Source organism: Mesorhizobium sp. ESP7-2, from assembly GCF_020164715.1.
Lineage (GTDB): Bacteria > Pseudomonadota > Alphaproteobacteria > Rhizobiales > Rhizobiaceae > Mesorhizobium.
Genome location: NZ_JAIUGQ010000030.1, coordinates 13,457 through 34,033, shown reverse-complemented (window position 1 = coordinate 34,033; position 20,577 = coordinate 13,457). Strand labels below are relative to the sequence as shown.

At 64.7% G+C, this 20,577-nt stretch carries 16 protein-coding genes; 6 read left to right on the top strand and 10 right to left on the bottom strand.

Features of this window, described 5'->3' with window-relative positions:
- Positions 1–21 precede the first annotated feature (21 nt).
- The 5 genes from LB543_RS23885 to LB543_RS23865 all read right to left on the bottom strand — a co-directional run bounded on the left by LB543_RS23885 (position 22) and on the right by LB543_RS23865 (position 9,601).
- Complete coding sequence (locus LB543_RS23885) at positions 22–1,548, bottom strand: malonate--CoA ligase (protein WP_224615762.1); 1,527 nt, start codon at positions 1,546–1,548, stop codon at positions 22–24.
- A 179-nt stretch (positions 1,549–1,727) separates the two neighbouring features.
- Positions 1,728–2,474 carry a GntR family transcriptional regulator gene (locus tag LB543_RS23880; RefSeq protein ID WP_224615761.1) on the bottom strand — a complete coding sequence of 249 codons (747 nt, stop codon included), beginning with the start codon at positions 2,472–2,474 and terminating at the stop codon, positions 1,728–1,730.
- Between the two features lie 404 nt (positions 2,475–2,878).
- Positions 2,879–3,556, bottom strand: a complete 678-nt coding sequence (gene rpe, locus LB543_RS23875) for a ribulose-phosphate 3-epimerase (RefSeq protein ID WP_224615760.1) — start codon at positions 3,554–3,556, stop codon at positions 2,879–2,881.
- 206 nt (positions 3,557–3,762) lie between these two features.
- The gene (locus LB543_RS23870; protein WP_224615758.1) at positions 3,763–7,626 is read right to left on the bottom strand and encodes a DUF11 domain-containing protein; all 3,864 of its coding nucleotides are present in this window, start codon (positions 7,624–7,626) and stop codon (positions 3,763–3,765) included.
- A 10-nt stretch (positions 7,627–7,636) separates the two neighbouring features.
- Complete coding sequence (locus LB543_RS23865) at positions 7,637–9,601, bottom strand: hypothetical protein (RefSeq protein ID WP_411908783.1); 1,965 nt, start codon at positions 9,599–9,601, stop codon at positions 7,637–7,639.
- Between the two features lie 490 nt (positions 9,602–10,091).
- On the opposite strand from LB543_RS23865, the gene dnaK reads away from it, so the two are divergent.
- The 6 genes from dnaK to LB543_RS23835 all read left to right on the top strand — a co-directional run bounded on the left by dnaK (position 10,092) and on the right by LB543_RS23835 (position 16,060).
- Positions 10,092–12,008: a molecular chaperone DnaK gene (gene dnaK / locus LB543_RS23860; protein WP_224615756.1), complete on the top strand. Its 1,917-nt coding sequence runs from the start codon at positions 10,092–10,094 to the stop codon at positions 12,006–12,008.
- A 222-nt stretch (positions 12,009–12,230) separates the two neighbouring features.
- Positions 12,231–13,361, top strand: a complete 1,131-nt coding sequence (gene dnaJ, locus LB543_RS23855) for a molecular chaperone DnaJ (RefSeq protein WP_140760347.1) — start codon at positions 12,231–12,233, stop codon at positions 13,359–13,361.
- 104 nt (positions 13,362–13,465) lie between these two features.
- A complete protein-coding gene (pmtA, locus tag LB543_RS23850) occupies positions 13,466–14,071 on the top strand; it encodes a phospholipid N-methyltransferase PmtA (RefSeq protein ID WP_224615752.1) in 606 nt (201 codons plus the stop codon).
- 337 nt (positions 14,072–14,408) lie between these two features.
- On the top strand, positions 14,409–15,005 hold the full coding sequence (locus LB543_RS23845) for an NADPH-dependent FMN reductase (RefSeq protein ID WP_224615751.1): 597 nt from the start codon (positions 14,409–14,411) through the stop codon (positions 15,003–15,005).
- Between the two features lie 41 nt (positions 15,006–15,046).
- Entirely contained in the window at positions 15,047–15,745 is a 699-nt protein-coding gene (gene pyrF / locus LB543_RS23840; RefSeq protein ID WP_411908782.1) for an orotidine-5'-phosphate decarboxylase, read from the top strand.
- Positions 15,746–15,772: 27 nt separating this feature from the next.
- Positions 15,773–16,060 carry a DUF1330 domain-containing protein gene (locus LB543_RS23835; protein ID WP_023781950.1) on the top strand — a complete coding sequence of 96 codons (288 nt, stop codon included), beginning with the start codon at positions 15,773–15,775 and terminating at the stop codon, positions 16,058–16,060.
- Here LB543_RS23835 and LB543_RS23830 read toward each other — a convergent pair.
- The 5 genes from LB543_RS23830 to LB543_RS23810 form a co-directional block, all read right to left on the bottom strand.
- Positions 16,057–17,115 carry a D-alanine:D-lactate ligase-like protein gene (locus LB543_RS23830; RefSeq protein ID WP_224615750.1) on the bottom strand — a complete coding sequence of 353 codons (1,059 nt, stop codon included), beginning with the start codon at positions 17,113–17,115 and terminating at the stop codon, positions 16,057–16,059. The two genes, LB543_RS23835 and LB543_RS23830, sit on opposite strands and share 4 nt — an antisense overlap.
- 135 nt (positions 17,116–17,250) lie before the next feature.
- Positions 17,251–18,126: an SMP-30/gluconolactonase/LRE family protein gene (locus tag LB543_RS23825; RefSeq protein ID WP_224615749.1), complete on the bottom strand. Its 876-nt coding sequence runs from the start codon at positions 18,124–18,126 to the stop codon at positions 17,251–17,253.
- Positions 18,126–18,764, bottom strand: coding sequence for a 2-dehydro-3-deoxy-6-phosphogalactonate aldolase (locus tag LB543_RS23820; protein WP_224615748.1), 639 nt, complete (start codon positions 18,762–18,764; stop codon positions 18,126–18,128). Before LB543_RS23820 ends, LB543_RS23825 begins: the two co-directional genes overlap by 1 nt.
- Positions 18,761–19,714, bottom strand: a complete 954-nt coding sequence (locus LB543_RS23815; protein ID WP_224615747.1) for a 2-dehydro-3-deoxygalactonokinase — start codon at positions 19,712–19,714, stop codon at positions 18,761–18,763. Before LB543_RS23815 ends, LB543_RS23820 begins: the two co-directional genes overlap by 4 nt.
- The gene (locus LB543_RS23810) at positions 19,711–20,478 is read right to left on the bottom strand and encodes an SDR family oxidoreductase (protein ID WP_318013005.1); all 768 of its coding nucleotides are present in this window, start codon (positions 20,476–20,478) and stop codon (positions 19,711–19,713) included. Before LB543_RS23810 ends, LB543_RS23815 begins: the two co-directional genes overlap by 4 nt.
- Between the last annotated feature and the right edge of the window lie 99 nt (positions 20,479–20,577).

Below are 20,577 nucleotides of genomic sequence, written 5' to 3'. Positions count from 1 at the left end.
CGCGCCGCAGCGGGTACCTATTTAGCCGGCTTTGGCGGAGACGTAGAGGTCCTTGTAGCTGTCGCGAAGCAAGTTCTTCTGCACCTTGCCCATCGTGTTGCGCGGCAGTTCCTCGACGAAGATCACCCGTTTGGGATGCTTGTACTTCGCCACGCGGCCGGTGATGGCGTCGAGAATCTCGGCCGCGCTGATCCGCGACGCGGGCGAGCGCACGACGACAGCGGTGACGCCTTCGCCGAAGTCCGGATGGGCAAGGCCGATAACGGCGCTTTCCAGGACGCCGTCGAGCGCGTCGATCTCGCTTTCGAGTTCCTTCGGATAGACGTTGTAGCCGCCTGATATGATCAGGTCCTTGCCGCGACCGACAATATGGACATAGCCGTCAGCGTCGATCATGCCGAGATCGCCGGTGATGAAGAAGCCGTCGGCGCGGAATTCCGCCTTGGTCTTTTCCGGCATGCGCCAGTAGCCGCCGAACACATTCGGACCCTTGACCTCGATCATGCCAACGTCGCCCCGGTCAAGCGGCCCACCGCTGTCGGGATCGGCGATGCGCAGCGACACGCCGGGCAAGGGGAAACCGACCGTGCCGGCGCGCCGCTCGCCCTCATATGGATTGGAGGTGTTCATGTTGGTCTCGGTCATGCCGTAGCGCTCGAGGATGGCGTGGCCGGTACGATCGCGCCATGCCTTGTGCGTCTCGGCCAGCAGCGGCGCGGAACCGGACACGAACAGCCGGATGGCCTTCGCCGCCTCGCGATCCAGCCCCTCCTGCTGCAGCAGCCTGGTGTAGAAGGTCGGCACGCCCATCAGGGCGGTGGCGCGCGGCAGCAGCGAGATGATTCGGCCCGCGTCGAATTTTTGCTCGAACAACATCGAGGCGCCGGCCATCAGGACGACGTTGGTGGCGACAAACAGGCCGTGCGTGTGGAAGATCGGCAGCGCGTGGATCAGCACGTCATCCCTGGTGAAGCGCCATTGCTCGACCAGCACCCGCGCGTTCGAGGCAAGGTTCTCGTGGCTGAGCATGGCGCCTTTCGAACGACCGGTCGTTCCCGACGTGTAGAGGATCGCCGCAAGATCGTCCGCGCCACGCTCGACATCGTGGAAATCGGAGGACTGACGCGATGCCTGATCCGCAAGGGACCCCTGGCCATTACGGTCGAGCGTGACCACGACGGCACCGGATGGGTCGATCATCCCACGGATGTCCGCCGACCGCGCGGGATCGCAGACAATCACGCGAGGCGCCGCATCGTCGAAGAAATAGCCGAGCTCGGCCAGCGTATAGGCGGTGTTGAGCGGCAGGAAGACGGCGCCGGCGCGCACACAGGCGAGATAAAGCAAAACCATCTCCGGGCTCTTCTCGACCTGCACGGCAATCCGGTCGCCGGGCGCGACATCCATTTGCAGCAGCGCATGCGCAAGCTGCGCCGACCGTGCCAGCATGTCGCCATAGGTGAGCGAGCGCCCATCATCGGTTTCCATCAACAGATGCCCAGGCGCCGGCATCCGGGACCGGAATGCATCGAACAGATGATTGCTCATGAAATCTTCCTGGGTGACGGCAATGGGGGGTGACAGCAATGTCGACGCCGGCCGTGGGTCGGCACGCGGCGAAGAGTTCGCGTTTCCCGGCCCGGCCGTCAAGGCCGCAAACGGCTGCCCGGCGTCTATCGAAAAGATTCGAGAGATGGGGACAGCAGAGCGCGACGATCAAACAGCCGTCAACGGTGGGCGCGATGACCCGGACCGGCGGCGACCTTTGTTGCCTCGCCTTGCTTGAAGCGTTCCATGCACATGGCGGCGGTCAGCTGGTAGTGATCGATCAGGGCCTGGACGGCGCCATCCGCATTTCCGTCCAGCGCATTTTCAGCAATCAGCCGGTGTTCGGCGAAATCGTCGCGCTGGATGTTCTCGCCGTCATGGGCCATCTGGCGATAGCGGTAGGCGTGATCGGAAAGCTGCTCGCAGAAGCCCACCAGCCAGTGCGACCGGCAGGCCGAGATCAGCACCCGGTGGAAGGCGCGGTGCAATTTCTCCCAGTCCGGATCGAGCGACGAGCTACTTTGCGGCGAAAGCCGTAAGGCGCGCCCCAGGCGATGCAGCGCCAGCACCAATTGTTCTTCCCATTCGGGGGTGCGGTGGGCGATCGATTCGCGCAGCGCCCGCTCCTCGAGCCAGCAGCGGGTGCGCGTCAGCTCCTCGAGTTCGGCCGCACTGACCGGCATGATGAAGAAGCCGCGCTGGTCATGGCGGCCGAGGAGACCTTCGGAGGCAAGGCGATTGAGAGCTTCGCGAACCGGAGAGGCACCGGCGCCATATTTGGAAACGACCCATTCGACGCGCAGCTTGCTTTGGGCTTCCAGAGCGCCGCCGAGAAGATCATCACGCAATTGATGATAGACCGTGCTGGCAAGCGTACTCTTGGCTTCCGTGCCGTCGTCGTTCAGATTGGCAGCTCCATATGTCAAAGCGACTCCTTGTCCCCAACTGTCGTCTTGGGCAATTCGAGTCCGAACACTCCCCTTCTGTACATGTACCATACAGCGCCACGCTTCCGCGGCTCAAGCAGAAGATCGCGCTATTGTACTTTAGAACAAAGAAATATACCCAATCGGCGCGCCGATCGCGGGAATTCGAATATCTCTGCAACCAGCAGAAACTGAACGTGTTTGTATGCACGCAGAATCATATGTTTCTCGTGTGCCCGTGCGAGCATCTTTTCTGTCGCGCGCAAAGACAGTGGCAGGTTCGACCGAATCGATCGGGCCGAGTCAGAGCGGTTCAGTGTCTGTTGGAATTGCCGAACAGCTCTAACTCTTTGTTTTCCCGCAATTCCCAAGGGAAAGCGCTACGCGCTTTTCCTGGAATTGCTCTAGCCGGCGGCCTTGTCGGCCGCGGTCCTGATCGCCTCGATATTGGCGCGGTACGCTTCGCCGCTGCCGCCTTTGAAGATGGCGGCACCGGCCACCAGCACGTCGGCGCCGGCTGATGTAACCAGCGGCGCGGTTTCCGGCGAGACGCCGCCGTCGATCTCGATGCGGATCGGCCGGTCGCCGATCAACGCCTTGACCCTTTTCACCTTGTCGACCATTGCCGGGATGAAGGCCTGTCCGCCGAAACCCGGATTGACGGTCATGATCAGGATCAGGTCGAGCCGGTCGAGCACATATTCGACGGCGCTTTCCGGCGTCGCCGGATTGAGCGAGACGCCGGCCTTCTTGCCGAGGTTCCTGATGGTCTGCAGCGAGCGGTCGAGATGCGGCCCGGCCTCGGCATGCACCGTCATGCCGTCGCAGCCGGCCTCGGCGAAGGCGGCGAGGTAGGGGTCGGCGGGCGCGATCATCAGGTGGCAGTCGAAAAAGGCCTTGGTGCGGTTGCGGATCGCCTTGATGACAGGCGGGCCGAAAGTGATGTTTGGCACGAAATGCCCATCCATCACGTCGAGATGGATCCAGTCGGCACCGGCCGCCGCCACCGCCTCGACCTCGTCACCAAGCTTCGAGAAATCCGCTGCCAGCACCGACGGTGCGATCAAGGTTTTTTTGCTCATCTCGTGGCCTTTCCGGGTGTCCTTTTCATACGGACGCCCCGAACCGACTGCCTAAAGCGCTGCCGGCGACTTGTCGAGGGCACAAGCGCGGTTCCACAGAGTGGTGTCACGGCGCCGATCTTGTCGCAGCCGGTTCGGCCTGCCCGAGCCACGAAAAAACCCGCCGGACTGCTCCGGCGGGTTCTCGTTTGGCGTCGCTCGGGTGATTACTGCTGCTGGAGTTTCAGGAGCCTGTTTGGAACCGGATCCTGTTGCTGGTCGATCTGCTGCCTGCGTCGCGGCAGCAATTGCAGCAACTGGCCCGGATCGATTTCCAGCGATGGCTGGCCGCGTATCGGCCGGCAGTTCGGATACCGCCCGATCGTACCCTCTGGACAGTGTCGCCTGAAGATCGGCTGGCACTGGCCGTTGACCATCTGCGAGCCCGGCGCGCATTCGCTCTGTTGCCTGGGCTTGCGGCATGCGCCGTCGATTGCCTCGGTCCCACGCGGACAGACGCACTCGCCGCGCTTGTTGTGAACCTGGCCGCGTATGTCGCACTGCTGCATGTCAGGCTGCTTGCGCCGGCAGGCATTGCCTTGCACCTCGGTACCCCTCGGGCAGACGCAATTGCCATCGGAGTCATGGACCTGGCCACGAATGGTGCACTGGTCAGGCTTCGGCTTGATTGGCCGGCAGGCCCGGTCTCGCACCTCGGTGCCTTGCGGGCAGACGCAGTCCCCGTCCGCATTGTGGACTTGGCCGCGGATGGTGCACTGCTCGGGCTTCTGCCGGATCGGGCGGCAGGCGCCGTCGCGCACCTCGGTGCCTTGCGGGCAGACGCAGTCTCCGTCCGCATTGTGGACCTGGCCGCGGATGGTGCACTGCTCAGGCTTCGGTCGGATCGGACGGCAGGCGCCGTTGCGCACCTCGGTGCCTTGCGGGCAGACACAGTCCCCGTCCGCATTGTGGACCTGGCCACGGATGGTGCACTGCTCGGGCTTGTCGGTCCTGACGCATTTTCCGTTCTCCAGCCCCGTGCCGCGCGGGCAGACACAGCGTCCGTCCTCGGTGCGGATCTGGCCTTCGAGCAGGACGCAGCGCGGTGGCGGCGGCAGTGGCAATGGCAGAAGGTTGGTGCCGCCGCCAGTGCACTGGCCGTTGCGGAAGGTGGTGCCTTCCGGGCAGACGCAGCGGCCGGCGTCGTTCATGACGAAGCTCGGCGAACACTGGTTCTTCACCTCATGCGTTATGGTGAAGGGATGGCACGCATAGGCCTTGCCGCGATCGCCCTGCCCGTTGGTCGCATCCTTGGACAGCACGTCGCCGCCCTGCACCCGTGTGTCGGGAGACAGCACGCCGACGCAGTTCTGGCCACTGACGTTGCCCTGCAGGTTGGCCAGGCGCCCGTCGCCGGGAATGACCACCGTCACATGGTGCGACTGGCTTTCGCCGGCGCCGAGCGTCAAGTTGGCGATGCAGGAGGCCGGCAGCGTCGTCGGTTCGGACGAGCAACCGAAGGGCGGGTCGATCGAAGTGATCGCAACGCCATCCAGCCGGCCAAGCCCGTCCACGCCGATCGCATCGCCGATGCGGACCGGACCCGAGAAGGGGCTCGTCCCGTCATTGGATATAGTGATGTCGAACGAGCAGGGCTGGCCGACGCGGCACTCGCGGTCGCCGGTCTTCTCGACACGAATGGTCGAGGAGCCGCCGCCCTTGGCGCAGGCCTGGCCGATCGGATAGACGACGTCGTCGCCCTGTGCCGGGCCATAGGAGCCCCGCGCGCAGTTCTCGAACTCGCCATTGGCCGAGACAGTCACGTCGAAGTGCCTGGAGGTTCCGGGCGTCATGACGGCGCCGGGAATCTGGCACGACAACGCATTGGCCGGAACCGGTCCGCACGCCCATTCCGCGCCGTCGGGGGTGACGGTCTGGATCTGGACAGGCGCTCCGCCCGACACCAGCGTGGCGGCATCGTTGACCCGTACCGGACCGGTGGGGGCAGCCGTACCGACGCTGGTGACGGTGATGCGGCAGGAAACCACTGCTGCACCCGCCAGCGAGCCGCTGCAGACCTTGGTGATGCGCAAGGTCGGCTGGCCGCCATTGGGATGGCGGATGCGTTCCTTGGCGCAGGCCCTGTTGTTGGTGAGATCGACCTCACCGGGGATGGCCTTCACCTCGGCGCAGTTCTCGACCGTGTCCGACCGATAGCTGGCCGGCACCACCGCCTTGACGAAGATCGGCGTCGAGGCGCCCGCGGGCAGCGAGATGCCGGCATTGTCGCAGCGGAACTGACCGGGGCCGTTCGGGCCGCAGGTCCAGGGCGGGCTCGGCCCGAAGGTCGAGGATGCCGGCGCGCCGCTTGGATAGTTGTCGATCACCGTCAGAGGCCCGTTGTAGGTCGATGTGCCGTTGTTGATGATGTCGATGATGAAGGTGCAGACGCCGTCGGCGGTGCAGACTTCGGTGCGGGCACGCTTCTTGAGGATCAGGTCGGCCTTCTTCTCGACCGGCGGCTGACAATCCGGGTTGCGGTCGCCGCGGCGGCAGATCGGGATCGAGGCGCAGCCACGGTCATTGGCCTGGCTGCCGAACAGCGGCTTGCCGCTGGCGCCGTAATTGTAGGTGGCGCAGTTGCGCAGCACGCTGCCTTGCCAGCCTCCGGCCGGCCTGAAGCCGAGCTTGAGGTCGACAAAGGCCCCCGGATTGAGCGTGGTCACCGGATAGGTGCACGTCATCGGGGTGGTTCCCGGCGCGCAGACCCAGGGCGGATTGGGTCCTGAAGTCAGCGTCGAGCCGGCCGGCAGCGTCACCTCGTCGAGCACGATCTTGCCGTTGTAGGGCGCCGTGCCGACATTGGTGACACGGATGGTGAAGTCGCAGCCGCCGGCCATGGTGCAGCGCGGAACGTCGGCGCGTTTCTCGACCTTGAGGTCCGGCTCCTTGTCCCGGGGCGGGCACCTCTGGTCACGCGGAATGACGATGTCGATGGTTTGCGTGCAGCACAGGCCCCAGCCCTCCTTCGGCCCGGCATAGGTCTCGATGCCGGTGACGATGAGGTGGATGACGTCGCCGGGTGACGCGCCGACGATCTTCCAGTCGAGCACGCCACCGCCCGCCGGCACCTTCTGGGTGTCGGGGATGATGGTGATGCCTGATGAGGTCGTCGAAACCTGCACCCACTTGCCGCCCATCTCCGGGCCGACCGGCATGTGATAGATGAAGGCGCCGCCACCGGGCAAGCAGTCGACCGTGCCGCGCTCGACCTTGAAGCATTCATGGTCGGTGGGAGGCGGAGGTTGCTTGTCGCATTTGGTGAGGTCGATCCGGATCGAGGTCTTTTCGCCGGTCGCGATGTTGCCATCGTCCGGCTTGCCCGGATCCTGCGACGGGATGATGGTCCCCGTGCCGACGCCGCCGGTGACCTTGATCAGGCCCTGGTTGTCGACATTGACCGGCGCCGGAAACGCGGCGTGGTCGATCTTGGCCGTGATGCGGAAGGTGATGGCGCGTTCGTTCAGCGCGCCCGAGCCATCGAGATCGCTGGCGGAAATCCGGAAATCGGAAACCGTTGCCGTATCGTTGGGTCCGGCCGAATTGCTGATGACAGCACTCGGCAAGGCCCCACCCGATGCATCGGTGCCGTCGCCGGATACCGTCACGTTGACGATCGAAAGACCGTGCGGAAGCTGGTCCTTGAAGTCGAGCTTGGCTTTCTTCAGTGCCGCCTCGAGGCCCGGATCAGCAAAGCCTTGCGGATTGCCGCGCAGGCCGAAGGTCAAGGTGTAGAAGACAGAGTCGCAGCTGCGCTGGCCACCGGTCTTGGTGAAGAACGGCACGACACGTCCGGGCTCCGGATTAATGATGCGCGGATTGTCGAGCTGCAACGGCTGCACATCTGGGCTGGTGACAGCCTGGACGGTCTGGGCGGCGGATGCCGGCAGTGCGGGCGCAAGGGCGACCGCGATACCGGCCGCCATCAGCCAGCGCGCACCGCGCCTGGCATATGACAGGGGTTTCATGATCGTCTCCATGACGGTTTTTTGCGTTTTGGTCGCGAGCGGGGATGGGGCAAGGATGTTCATCTTCCCCTCCTCAACGTTCGCAGCTGACGGCTGGGGTTCTGAGCGGCAAGGTCATCTTGCAGCAAGGGTAGAAGCCACCCTTGTCCTTGTCGGACTTCCTGTAGAAGCAAAGTCCAACATCCACTCTGTCGCCCGGATAGTGGCCGGTGATGTCGATCGTGTACGGCTTGCCTGGTGCATGCGACATGGGTGAGGTCACCCCGACGCCTGGCGTCCTGGATTGGGCCTTGATCGAATCGCCGCCGAAGCCGGCATGGTCATGGAGATAGAGATCGGCCTCGAGGCCGCGCGGCGTGCAGTAATACTGCACGGCCTCGACATCGAGACACGGAGGCAGATTGCCGGGCGGTGGGAAGTCCGGCGGGTAGAAAGGAGGCTCATAGCCGCCCGGGATTTCCTCATAATAGCCGGCACGGCCCTCGCAGGGGTGCCAGACGGCGACGTCGCCGATATGGCCTTCCACTTCGGGATCCTCGAAATAGCCGTCGAAATCGACGAACCAGGAGCCGAAGGGCGGCATGTTGGCCGGCTTGACTAGGTCCTTGGGCGTGATCTGCACGCCATGGACGGCAAGCGGCCCGCCGACGGCGAGCTTTTCGGCAAGTGTGGGATTGTCACGCAATTTGTCGCCGGTGTTGACCAGCGTCAGCGTGCACACCGAAGTGTCGAGATTGCCGTCGGCATCGTAGCCATATTGCAGGTCGAGGCCGCCGGCCGACTGCCTGTTGCCTTGCGGGAAGCCGACCGCATATTCCTGCGGCGCTTCCACCCAGACCGATTCCGTCGCGGGATCGTCCGGATTTTCCCTGAAGTAGCGGATGACCTCGCCCTTGCCGGAATCGGCGAAGCGGCTGTAGTCGTAGCGGTTTTCGACCGGGCCGCGCTGGGCGAGATACATGAAGCCGCTGTTGTCGAAGGCAATGTCGGTGACGGCGTAGTCCTTGTCGGCCATGACCGTCAGTTCCCAGCGCGAATCGCTGGCGAAGGTGCCGTCGCGGGCAATGCCCACCGACCAGATTTCAGACTTTTCGCCAACCGAATAGTAGAGGCGGCCGCCATGATAGGAGACGGCCCAGACGCGGCGCTCATCCTGGGTGTAGCCCCAGCTGTCGGGGTCTTCGGTGTCGAAGGCCGCACCCTGTATGTCCATTACCGCGCCATCGTCGGCGACGGGAGCCAGCCCATGCGCCGGTCGCCCGGCGACGCCATGGTCGAACGTGTCGACCTGTCTGCCGTTGGCGTCGATGCGATGGATCAGGCCGGTGTCGAGATCGGAGGCGAAGAACTGACGGTGGACGGGATCGAAGGTGAGGTTGCCGATGCCGGGACCGCTATTGGTGTCGATGTCGGCGAATTTGGCGACCTGGCCGGTGATGCCGTCGATCTTCCAGATGGTGCCTGGTCCGCCGCCGTTTTCGGTGCCGAACTGGCCCTCCATGAAGGTGGCGCCCGCCGTGCCGCGGTGCTGCCGCTCCGGCCTGCCGTCCTTGTCGGCGTCCGGGGTGACGATCTCGACGCCATGCAGCGAAGTGGCGGCGGCATAGAGGTTGGGAATGCCCGACGGCACACCGTCGCGCACGCCGTCATCATAGGTAAGGCCGAACACCTCGCCGATCTGGCCCGCCGTCACCTCGAAAGGCGGCGGCGTGAAGGCGAGCTGGCCGGAGGCCGGGCCGCCCAGGTGCGAAACGTCGAACACGCGCAAAGTGGCGCGCGAAGTGTCGATGAAGGTTTCGTCGATCGGATCGACGCCGGGCGGCAAACCCTCGTCGAAATTGGGGATGATGGTGCCGGGAAAGCCGGTGACCGCCATCGAGCCTGGATAGATGATCTGGGTTTCCTGCGCCCGGGCGGCGCCTCCAAGCCACAGGCTGGCGGCAAGCACCAGCGCCAGCAAGCCGCCGGCCTGAAATGCACCGCGCAAGCGGCCGTCAAAGTCGAAAGAAGACACGAACGTGCCGCGGACGCGAGACATCAAGCTACCCCCGTTAGCCACGGGAGAAACACCCGGCGTCGCCGCGCAAATCAGGGCAAGGCGCGATGGTCCGGCACGTTCTTCCCTGATCGAATTGTCTGCTTTCCTCATGGTGACGATACGCCTGCTCCTGCGCAGGGTCAACGGAATCAGCGGAAAGCCCAGCGCATCGATCCCGTCCCGAAGGCGGTGGTCGCGCCGAGCTCCTGTTGGTCCCGGAGACCATGGAGTCTCTGGGTTGCTGGTCATGGGGGCTTCCTTTCCGGGGCCGCACCATGCGGCACCTGGACATCAGTCGCGGGCCGGCGCGGAAAGGTTCATGGACGCCTTGCGCAGAATGCTTGCGCGCGATGCCGCCTGTTCTTATATACGCGCCAAGCCGTGCGGCGCCGGAGAACCGGTGGCCGAACGGGAATTCTTGTGAACAGGGGCTTTCGTCGGAACGCCTTTACCGGGTCCTGAGAGCCTGCTTAGCGGAGAGACTAGAAAAATGGCAAAAGTAATCGGTATCGATCTCGGCACCACCAACTCCTGTATCGCCATCATGGATGGCAAGGAGCCGAAGGTGATCGAAAATGCGGAAGGCGCGCGCACGACGCCTTCCATCGTCGCCATCTCGGGTGACGGCGAACGTCTCGTCGGCCAGCCGGCCAAGCGCCAGGCCGTCACCAATCCTGAAAACACCATCTTCGCGGTCAAGCGCCTGATCGGCCGCCGCTATGACGATCCGGTAACGGAGAAGGACAAGAAGCTTGTCCCCTACAAGATCGTCAAGGGCGACAATGGCGATGCCTGGGTCGAGGCCGGCGGCAAGAAGCAGTCGCCCTCGCAGATCTCGGCCATGATCCTGCAGAAGATGAAGGAAACGGCGGAAGCCTATCTCGGCGAGAAGGTCGAGAAGGCGGTCATCACCGTTCCGGCCTATTTCAACGACGCCCAGCGCCAGGCCACCAAGGACGCCGGCAAGATCGCCGGCCTGGAGGTGCTGCGCATCATCAACGAGCCGACCGCGGCGGCGCTCGCCTACGGCCTCGACAAGAAGGAAGGCAAGACCATCGCCGTCTATGACCTTGGCGGCGGCACGTTCGACATTTCGGTGCTCGAAATCGGCGACGGCGTGTTCGAGGTGAAGTCGACCAATGGCGACACCTTCCTCGGCGGCGAGGATTTCGACATGCGCCTGGTCGAGTATCTGGCGGCCGAGTTCAAGAAGGAACAGGGCATCGACCTGAAGGCCGACAAGCTCGCCCTGCAGCGCCTCAAGGAGGCGGCTGAGAAGGCCAAGATCGAGCTGTCCTCGACGACGCAGACCGAGATCAACCTGCCCTTCATCACCGCCGACGCGACCGGTCCGAAGCACCTGACGCTGAAGCTGACGCGCGCCAAGTTCGAAAGCCTGGTCGAGGATCTCGTCCAGCGCACCATCGAACCGTGCAAGGCAGCGCTCAAGGATGCCGGCCTGAAGGCCGCCGAGATCGACGAAGTGGTCCTGGTCGGCGGCATGACCCGCATGCCCAAGATCCAGGAGATCGTGAAGCAGTTCTTCGGCAAGGAGCCGCACAAGGGCGTCAACCCGGATGAGGTCGTCGCACTCGGCGCCGCCATCCAGGCCGGTGTGCTGCAGGGCGACGTCAAGGACGTGCTTTTGCTCGACGTGACGCCGCTGTCGCTCGGCATCGAGACGCTGGGCGGCGTGTTCACCCGGCTGATCGAGCGCAACACGACGATCCCGACCAAGAAGAGCCAGGTGTTCTCGACGGCCGAGGATTCGCAGTCGGCAGTGACCATCCGCGTCTTCCAGGGCGAGCGTGAAATGGCCGCCGACAACAAGGCGCTTGGCCAGTTCGATCTGGTCGGCATCCCGCCGGCGCCGCGCGGCGTGCCGCAGATCGAGGTCACTTTCGACATCGACGCCAACGGCATCGTCAACGTCTCGGCCAAGGACAAGGGCACCGGCAAGGAGCACCAGATCCGCATCCAGGCCTCGGGTGGTCTTTCGGACGCCGATATCGAGAAGATGGTCAAGGACGCCGAGGCCAACGCCGATACGGACAAGAAGCGTCGCGCCGTGGTCGAGGCCCGCAACCAGGCCGAAGCCTTGGTGCATTCCTCGGAGAAGTCGCTGAAGGAATATGGCGACAAGGTCTCCGAGGCCGAGCGCACCGCGATTTCCGATGCGATCTCGTCGCTGAAGACCGCCGCCGAGGGCGACGACCCGGCCGACATCGAGGCCAAGAGCCAGGTGCTTGCCGAAGCTTCCATGAAGCTTGGCCAGGCCATGTACGAGGCCTCGCAGAAGGAAGCGGCGGAAGCCGACGCCAAGGCGGATGCCGCCAAGGACTCCGACGTGGTCGACGCCGATTTCGAGGAAATCGACGAAGACGACGACAAGAAGAAGTCGGCCTGAACGGCCTGACGGAAAGACAATGCGAAAAGCCCGGCGCAAGGCCGGGCTTTTTTGCAACCCTCGCTGAAAAAAGCGCGAGCACTGCCGAAAAAATCACTGAAAACCACGGACAAGTTCGCGCCGGCCCTAGCATACGGGCAGCACCGCTCCTAAATCGAGACAACGTGCCGGCAAACGACGCAACACCATGCATCAAGACGTTGATCCGGACTGCGGGAAAAAATGAAAGCTGATTTCTACGAAACGCTGGGCGTGCAAAAAGGCGCCGACGAGAAGGAGCTCAAGAGCGCTTTTCGCAAGCTCGCCATGCAGTTCCACCCCGACCGCAACCCCGGCGATCATTCCTGCGAGCACAAGTTCAAGGAAATCAACGAAGCCTACGAGACGCTGAAGGACCCGCAGAAGCGCGCGGCCTATGACCGTTTCGGTCACGCCGCCTTCGAGCAGGGCGGCATGAATGGCGGCGCGCAAGGCTTTGGCGCCGGCGGCTTCGCCGACATCTTCGAGGATATTTTCGGCGACATGATGGGCGGCCGCCAGCGCCGCTCTTCCGGTGGCCGCGAGCGCGGCGCCGACCTGCGCTACAACATGGAAATCTCGCTGGAGGAAGCCTTCGCGGGCAAGACCGCGCAGATCCGCGTGCCGGCTTCGATATCCTGCACGGAATGCTCCGGCAGCGGCGCCAAGCCGGGCACCCAGCCCGTCACCTGCTCGATGTGCAACGGCCACGGCAAGGTGCGTGCCACGCAAGGGTTTTTCTCGATCGAGCGGACCTGCCCGCAATGCCAGGGCCGCGGCCAGACCATCAAGGACCCGTGTCCGAAATGCGCCGGCCAGGGCCGCGTCACCGAGGAGCGCTCGCTGTCGGTCAACATCCCGGCCGGCATCGAGGACGGAACCCGCATCCGCCTTGCCAATGAGGGCGAGGCCGGTCTGCGCGGCGGGCCTTCGGGCGACCTCTATATCTTCCTGGCGGTCAAGCCGCACGAATTCTTCCAGCGCGACGGCGCCGATCTCTATTGCAAGGTACCGATCTCGATGACCACGGCCGCCCTTGGCGGCTCCTTCGAGGTGACGACGCTGGACGGCACGCAGACCAAGGTGAAGGTGACCGAAGGCACGCAGAACGGACGCCAGTTCCGCCTCAAGGGCAAGGGCATGCCGGTGCTGCGCCAGCCCAATGTCGGCGACCTCTACATCCAGACCGCGGTCGAGACGCCGCAGAACCTGTCGCGCCGCCAGCGCGAATTGCTGGAAGAGTTCGAACAACTCTCCTCGCAGGACAATTCGCCCCAATCGAGCGGCTTTTTCGCCCGCATGAAGGACTTTTTCGAGTCTTTCGGGGAGCGTTGAGACGCGACCAAGGCTATCTTATCCACGACGGAGGCATGGCCGCGCCTTGCCTTGCGTCACCCAGGTGTTAAGTAGCTTCCACGGGAGCGCTGAGGAGAGCTTGCATGGCACGTGGTCACGGACTGCGGAAGGCGTTTGCCGAGAAGTTCGACGACGAACTCAAATTCTTCAAGGGCTGGATCGACAAGCCGAAGACGGTCGGGTCGATCGTTCCGACCAGCTCGATCACCGCGCGCAAGATGGCCTCGATCGTCAACCCGAAGTCCGGCCTGCCGGTGCTCGAGGTCGGTCCCGGCACCGGGGTCATCACCCGTGCCATCCTCGCCCAGGGCGTGCGTCCCGAGAACCTCTACGCGGTCGAGTACAATACCGATTTCGTGCGCCACCTGCGCCAGCTCTACCCCCGCGTCAACGTCATCGAGGGCGATGCCTTCAACCTCAACGCCACGCTTGGCGAGAAGAGCGGGATGATCTTCGACAGCGTCGTTTCCGGGGTGCCGCTGCTCAACTTCCCGGTCGCCCAGCGCATCGCCTATATCGAGAGCCTGCTCGACCGCATCCCGGCCGGACGGCCGATCGTGCAGCTGACCTATGGTCCGATGTCGCCGATCCCGGCTGGCCGCGGCGACTACACGGTCAAGCATTTCGACTTCATCTTCCGCAACATCCCACCAACGCAGCTCTGGATCTACCGGCGCGAAGCCCATTAGATTCTCGTCGCGGGGCGCTCGCGGTTCCTGGTGCTGGCAGCATACCTTGGCGATTGGCAGAAGCCTCAGGACTTCGTCATCCACGGGCGGAGCAAGGAGCGCAGCGACGCGGCGCAGACCCGAGGATCCATGCCGCGACTTCGAGGCGCTGCTGCGGTGGGGAGTTCTGCTCCATTGCGTCCTTCGGCGAATGTCGCGGCATGGATCCTAGGGTTCTCCGCGACGGAGCTTCGCTCCTGCTTCGCCCCAGGATGACGAAGTTTAGAGTTGCGGTTTCCGTTTGATGCGTTGATTTGATCGAACCTTGGCTGTACCAGTCCCAGAACAAGGGTGGCCAATGGCAGTGATCCCGAAAATCCTCGTCTTCGCCGGCTCGGTGCGCGGCGGCGCCTATAGCGGCAGGACCGCCGACGCGGCGCAGAAGGAACTTGCGCTGCAAGGCGCCGAGGTCACCCGCATTTCGCTCGCCGACTATCCCTTGCCGATCCTAGACGAGGACCTGGAGAAGGAAAGGGGCGTCCCCGAGAACGCCCAGAAGCTCGCGCGGCTGATCGCCTCTCATGACGGGCTGCTGATCGCGACGCCGGAATATAACGGCTCCATCCCGCCGCTGCTCAAGAATACGATCGACTGGGTGAGCCGGGTGCGAAGGGATGGCGGCCGGTCGGTCCGGCCGCTTGCCGGCAAGGTCGCGGGCCTCTGCTCGTCCTCCAAAGGCCATTTTGCCGGCATCCGCTGCATCAACCATCTGCGCGCCGTCCTGGTGCGCTGCCAGATGGAGGTGGTGACGCCGGAATGCTCGGTGCCGGAGGGTGGCGACGCCTTCGACGGGGACGGCCATTTCCGCGACGAAAGACTGCACAAATCGATGGAGCACCTATGCCGCACGCTGATCGAAACCTCGCGCATGCTGTCGACCAGGGTCGAGGCGTGACTGCCGCTACCATGCAGGCCCACCCCATACAAACCCACCCCATGCAGGCCAAATCCATGCAGGAAAGATTGATCGTCGGCCTCGACGTGCCGACCGTGAAGGAAGCCGAGCAGGCGGTGCGCGAGCTCGACGGTGTCGTCTCCTTCTACAAGATCGGCTATCAGCTGGCCTTCGCCGGCGGGCTCGACTTTGCCAGGGAGCTGGCCAGCGGCGGGACGAAAATCTTCCTCGACATGAAGCTGCTCGACATCGATCACACGGTGGCCAAGGGCGTCGAAAACATCGTCAAGATGGGTATGACCATGCTGACCATCCATGCCTATCCCAAGGCGATGCACGCGGCGGTGGAGGCAGCGCGCGGCAGCGAGCTTTGCCTGCTCGCCGTCAGCGTGCTGACCTCGATGGACGAGCAGGACATGATCGATGCCGGCTATGAATATGACCCCCACACGCTGGTGCTCAGGCGCTCGGAACAGGCACTGCATGCCGGCATGGGCGGCATCGTCTGCTCGGCCGCGGAGGCCGAAGCGGTGCGCCGCATCGTCGGCCCCGACATGGCGGTGGTGACGCCCGGCATCCGGCCTGCAGGCAGCGACCATGGCGACCAGAAGCGCGTGGTAACGCCGGCACAGGCGATCCGCAACGGCGCCAGCCATCTGGTCGTCGGACGGCCGGTCGTCGCAGCAAGCGACCGGCGCGCGGCGGCGGAGGCGATACTCGAAGAGATGCGCTCGGCCTGACGAGCCCGCACGAACAGGAGAAAGAGAATGCCCAAGGGATACTGGATCGCCCGCGTCGATGTGCGCGACGCGGAAGGCTACAAGGATTACGTCGCGGCGGCGAAACCAGCTTTCGAGCGCTTCGGCGCGAAATTCCTGGCGCGCGGCGGCGAGCATGAAAAAGCCGAGGGTCCCGGGCGGGCGCGCAATGTGCTCATCGAGTTCGAATCGCTCGCCGCCGCGCATGATTGCTATCACTCGCCGGAGTATCAACGCGCGGTGGCGATCCGCCAGAAGGTCGCCGACGGGGAGATCGTGCTGGTAGAAGGCATCTAGCGGAAGAGCCTGTTCGCCGCGGTTTCCGCCATCGCGTCGGCCAGGCTCAGCCCCCATTGCTGGCGGCAATAGGAGCGGAAATCGAAGCACGGCAGGCCGGGGCAGACCTCGAACTCGATGAGATGAACATTATCGTCGGGCTCGACGCGCAGGTCGACGGAAAACACGTCGCGCAGGCCGAGCCCGTCCATCAACCGTTTGGCAATCGCGCGGATCCTGGCATCGGCCACCGGCTGGCTGGCCGCGACCGGGGCGAGTTCGGGTTCGGCATAGTGCCCGGCAGCCTTTGCCGCCTCGCCGGTGTCGCCATAAAGCGCCAGGCTGTCGGCCATGGTCTGGAAATCGGCGCCTGACTCGACAAAGACAATGCCAAGCGCCTCGACACCAACTTGCGGCGTCAACCCGAGGAAGCTGGCGCGCACATTGCGGCCGCCGACATAGGGCTGGACGACGACATCATCGCGATAGGCCGCGAAAACACGCCGGCTAAGCTCCAGCGCGTGACCGAGATCGGTTATGCGCGAATCCGGCCAGATGCCGATCTTGGCGCCGAGCCGGTTGGGCTTGACGAACCAGCCCGCCGCGGAGGCCGGCGGCGCGACCAGCCAGGTTCCATCCCGGGCAAGACCCGCCTGCGGGACCGGCAGGCCGAGCGCGCCAAGCACGGCGCCGGAACGGAACTTGTCCTGGCAGAGCGCGAAGAGCGAATCATCGGCACCGATCGTCCTCAAGCCGTTGAGCCGCGCCAGCGCGGGTGCGGCGCCGCCACGGAAATAGGCGATGCCGTCGGTCAGCGTCCAGACCAGCGTCGTGGAAGGATCGGCTTCGGTGAGCGTGCTTGCAGCATGGTCCAGCTCCACCGCGGCGAAGGCGAGGCCACGCCTGTCACAGGCGGCGGCCAGCGCATCGAATTCGGGGGCGAGATCGGTCGATTGCGCCAGGTAGGACGAAATCTCGGCGGCGTGCTGCGGCCCATGGCCGTCGGCGACCAGGCGGTCGAAGCAGGCCTTCTCAGGTTCGTGGACGAGGATCAGCTTTGGCTTGTTACTCGACATGAGACGAACATTCCCGGCGGTGCGATCGCCCAGCATCGCACGACCGACGCAAACGGCTTTCGCGAAACCGACTCAAGCCGGACGCCTGCGTGACAGCACCACGATAGATATGAGCGGAGCCGATCGCCGGCCTGTTCAGGCGATCAGCACGCGCGGTTCGAAGCGGCCGTTGACGGGAATATCGAGCAGAAAGGTCATGCCGGCCTGCGGATCGAGCTGGCGCTGCTTGTCGTCCTTGCCCTTCCAGGCCGACGTTACCGCCAAACGGTCGGCGTTCCTGCCGACAAAGGCGGGGCACGAGGGCTGCGTCACCGGCATCGCAATTTCGCGCAGCAATGTGCCGTCGGGCGAATAGGCCTTGACCGCCTTGCCGCCCCAGACGGCGTTCCACAGCACGCCGTCGCGGTCGACGACCGAACCGTCTACATAGCCCTTGGACGAGCGGTGATCAACGAACACTTTTGATTCTCCAGAGGGCAGGCCGCTCGCCGGATCGCAGGCGACGCGCATCAGCAGGCCGGTCGAGGTGTCGGTGTAATAGGCGAGCGCGCCATCCGCGGAGAAACAAATCGAGTTCGACACGGTGATGCCGGAGAACAGCTTGCGCAGTTCGCCCTTGAAGAACCAGTAGATCGCACCGGCGCCCTTCGACTCGCTCTTGCCCATCGTCCCCATCCACAAGGCGCCGCAGGGATGGACACGGGAATCGTTGGAGCGGGTAAGGGGGTTGTCCGCCTCGACAGGCGTATGCAGCGTCATCTGGCCGGTCGCGACGTCGCGGACGAAGAGGCCGGTTTCGGTGGCGATCAGCTGGCGCTTGTCGTCTATGACGGCGATGGCGCTCGCCATCTGGCCGAGCTCGTGGATCTTCAGCGCACCACCGGCCACGGACTTTTCCAGGAGCTGTCCGTTGACGATGTCGAACCAGAACAGCGCATCGGTGGCGGGATCGTAGCTTGGCCCTTCGCCGAGCTCGCAAACATGGTCGGAAAAAACAGAAACCTCGCTCATCATGCGTCTCCGAATGCCGCGTCCCAGGCCGCGACGGCGGCGTGCGCGCGCGCCGCCACGTCGTCGACGCTCATGCCGGGCTTGAAGAGGCTGGAGCCAAGACCGAAGACCGTCACCCCGACCGCCTTGTAGCCGGCAAAGTCCTTGTCCGAAACGCCGCCGACGGCGCCGACCAGCGTCTGCGCCGGCAGCACCGCCCGGATCGCCGAAATGCCCGATGCGCCCAGCGCGCTCGCCGGAAAGAATTTCAAGGCCGAGGCGCCGAGCCGGATCGCCTGGAAGGCCTCGGTGGGGGTGAACACGCCGGGCATGGTGACCATGCCATATGTCCTGGCGCGGCCCATCACCTCGGCATCGATGTTGGGGCTGACCAGCAGCCGCCCACCAGCCTGCTGCAACCCGTCGACGTCGGCCGCCGTGAGCACCGTGCCGGCGCCGACCAGGGCTGACTTCGGCAGCACTTGGACAATCCTGGCGATCGACGAGAATGGCTGGGGCGAGTTGAGCGGCACCTCGATCGCCTCGATGCCGGCGTCGAACAGCGCCTGACCCATGGCGATCGCCTCGGTGGGCTTCAGGCCGCGCAGGATGGCGACCAGGCCGCGCTTGAGTTTTGGAAAGGGGGCGGTCTGGCTCATGTGGCTGCTCCGGTTCTGGCGATCATGCCGTTCTCGCGCGCGGCCTCGATCAGGCCGGCGCGTACAGCTTCGTCCGCATCGACTGTCCGCACACCGAGTCCGGCAAGGTCGAGCGCTGCCTGGTAAAGCACCGCCAGAGCCCCGGAGGCAATCAGCACCACCGACGTGGCCCCGGCGCCGTGGCGCCGTTTCGCCGAGGCGATCTCGCCGCCGATCAGCAGGCCCGACAGACAAGCGGCCGCGTCATCGGCCTCTAGATCCTGGAGCAGGCCGGCGGCGCGGATGGCAAACAGCCGCGAGGTGACGTCACCACCCTCGCCCAGTGCAATTTCGCACCAGCGGCGGAAGAACGGATTGTCGGCGGCAACCGGGCTCGGATGTTCGCCCAGCGAATGGCGCAGGATCGAGTGCGCCGCAAGCACGGAAAACAGCTCGCCCGTCGGCCAGGTGCCGAAGCCGGCGACGGCGCCGTCCTCGACCAGCACCCATTTCGAATGGGTGCCAGGCATGCAAACCAGCTCGCGGCCCTTGGCCGGCAGGCCGGCGCCGGCAAGCTGCGTCTCCTCGCCGCGCATGACGTCAGGCGCGTCGGCCAGACGCTGGGCAAGGCCGGGAACGATACGGATGTCGCGTTTCTGGCCGGGCACCCGGGCCGCGCCGCCGAGAATGGCGCCGAGCGGCGACGGCACGCTGACATAGGGCGCCTCCAGCCAGCCCTGGCGGGAGCCGGCCATGCCGCAGATGATGACGGGCAATTCCTCCGGCGCGCCCATCGCTGTCAGATGGCCCTCCAGGACGTTGACAAAACCCTTTTCGCGCGCGGTGATCAGGCCATCGTCGCCGCGACGCTCGGCAAGCACCTTGCCGCTTCCGTCGATCAGCCAGGCCCGAAGCCGGGTCGTACCCCAATCGAGCGCCGCGACCGCCGGAACGTTGCTGGCTGGGCTCACAGGAAGCCTCCGTCGACGATCAGCATCTGCGCGGTCAGCATGCGCGAGGCATCCGAGGCCAGGAACAGCACCGTGCCGACCATGTCGTCCGGCCGCATGACGTCCTTGATGCATTGCTTGGCGACATGGGCGGCAAGCGCCTCTTCGGTCACCCAGCGCTCCTGCTGCCGTTCGGTGATCACCCAGCCGGGCGCGACGGCGTTGACGCGGATGCGGTCGGGGCCGAGCTTGCCGGCCAACCCCTTGGTGAGGCCGAGTATGCCTGCCTTGGCGGCGGTATAGGCCGGCATGTCGGGGTGGTTGATCAGGTAGGATGTCGAGGTGAAATTGATGATCGAGCCGCCGCCGGCCCGCTTCATCCCTGGTGCCACGGCCTGCGCGGTGAAGAAATGCGGCCGCAGATTAATGGCGAGATTGTTGTCCCAGAATTCGACGGTGACGTCCTCGACGGCATGGCGTTCGTCCCAGGCCGCGTTGTTGACCAGCACGGTGACGTCGCCATGCGCGTCGGCGGCCCTTGCCGCAGAGGCGCGCAGCGCCTCGACATCGCGCAGATCGGTCTTGAGGTAGAGCGGTCGGCGGCCGAGCTCCTTCTCGATGCGGTCTGCGAGCGCGGTGCTCGGCGCGTCGGCGATGTCGATGAAGGCGACCTTGGCGCCCTGCCGCATGAATCCCTCGGTCAATGCCGCGCCGATGCCGGAGCCGCCGCCGGTGATCAGCACCGAAGCGCCTTCGAGGTCGGCAAAAAGCGCCGATGGCATCATGGTTTTCGTCTCCCGGGTCAACCGGCGCGCATCCTAGCCAGACACGTCCGGCGGGCAAGGGCGAAAAGACCTATTTCGGGCTTATGTCTGACAAAAAGG

Bases quoted from the DNA above. Each gene is read 5' to 3' on its own strand.
- LB543_RS23885 (WP_224615762.1), bottom strand. From the start codon at position 1,548: ATGAGCAATCATCTGTTCGATGCATTCCGGTCCCGGATGCCGGCGCCT.
- rpe (WP_224615760.1), bottom strand. From the start codon at position 3,556: ATGAGCAAAAAAACCTTGATCGCACCGTCGGTGCTGGCAGCGGATTTC.
- LB543_RS23870 (WP_224615758.1), bottom strand. From the start codon at position 7,626: ATGAACATCCTTGCCCCATCCCCGCTCGCGACCAAAACGCAAAAAACC.
- LB543_RS23865 (WP_411908783.1), bottom strand. From the start codon at position 9,601: ATGTCTCGCGTCCGCGGCACGTTCGTGTCTTCTTTCGACTTTGACGGC.
- dnaK (WP_224615756.1), top strand. From the start codon at position 10,092: ATGGCAAAAGTAATCGGTATCGATCTCGGCACCACCAACTCCTGTATC.
- dnaJ (WP_140760347.1), top strand. From the start codon at position 12,231: ATGAAAGCTGATTTCTACGAAACGCTGGGCGTGCAAAAAGGCGCCGAC.
- pmtA (WP_224615752.1), top strand. From the start codon at position 13,466: ATGGCACGTGGTCACGGACTGCGGAAGGCGTTTGCCGAGAAGTTCGAC.
- LB543_RS23845 (WP_224615751.1), top strand. From the start codon at position 14,409: ATGGCAGTGATCCCGAAAATCCTCGTCTTCGCCGGCTCGGTGCGCGGC.
- pyrF (WP_411908782.1), top strand. From the start codon at position 15,047: ATGCAGGCCAAATCCATGCAGGAAAGATTGATCGTCGGCCTCGACGTG.
- LB543_RS23835 (WP_023781950.1), top strand. From the start codon at position 15,773: ATGCCCAAGGGATACTGGATCGCCCGCGTCGATGTGCGCGACGCGGAA.
- LB543_RS23830 (WP_224615750.1), bottom strand. From the start codon at position 17,115: ATGTCGAGTAACAAGCCAAAGCTGATCCTCGTCCACGAACCTGAGAAG.
- LB543_RS23825 (WP_224615749.1), bottom strand. From the start codon at position 18,126: ATGAGCGAGGTTTCTGTTTTTTCCGACCATGTTTGCGAGCTCGGCGAA.
- LB543_RS23820 (WP_224615748.1), bottom strand. From the start codon at position 18,764: ATGAGCCAGACCGCCCCCTTTCCAAAACTCAAGCGCGGCCTGGTCGCC.
- LB543_RS23810 (WP_318013005.1), bottom strand. From the start codon at position 20,478: ATGATGCCATCGGCGCTTTTTGCCGACCTCGAAGGCGCTTCGGTGCTG.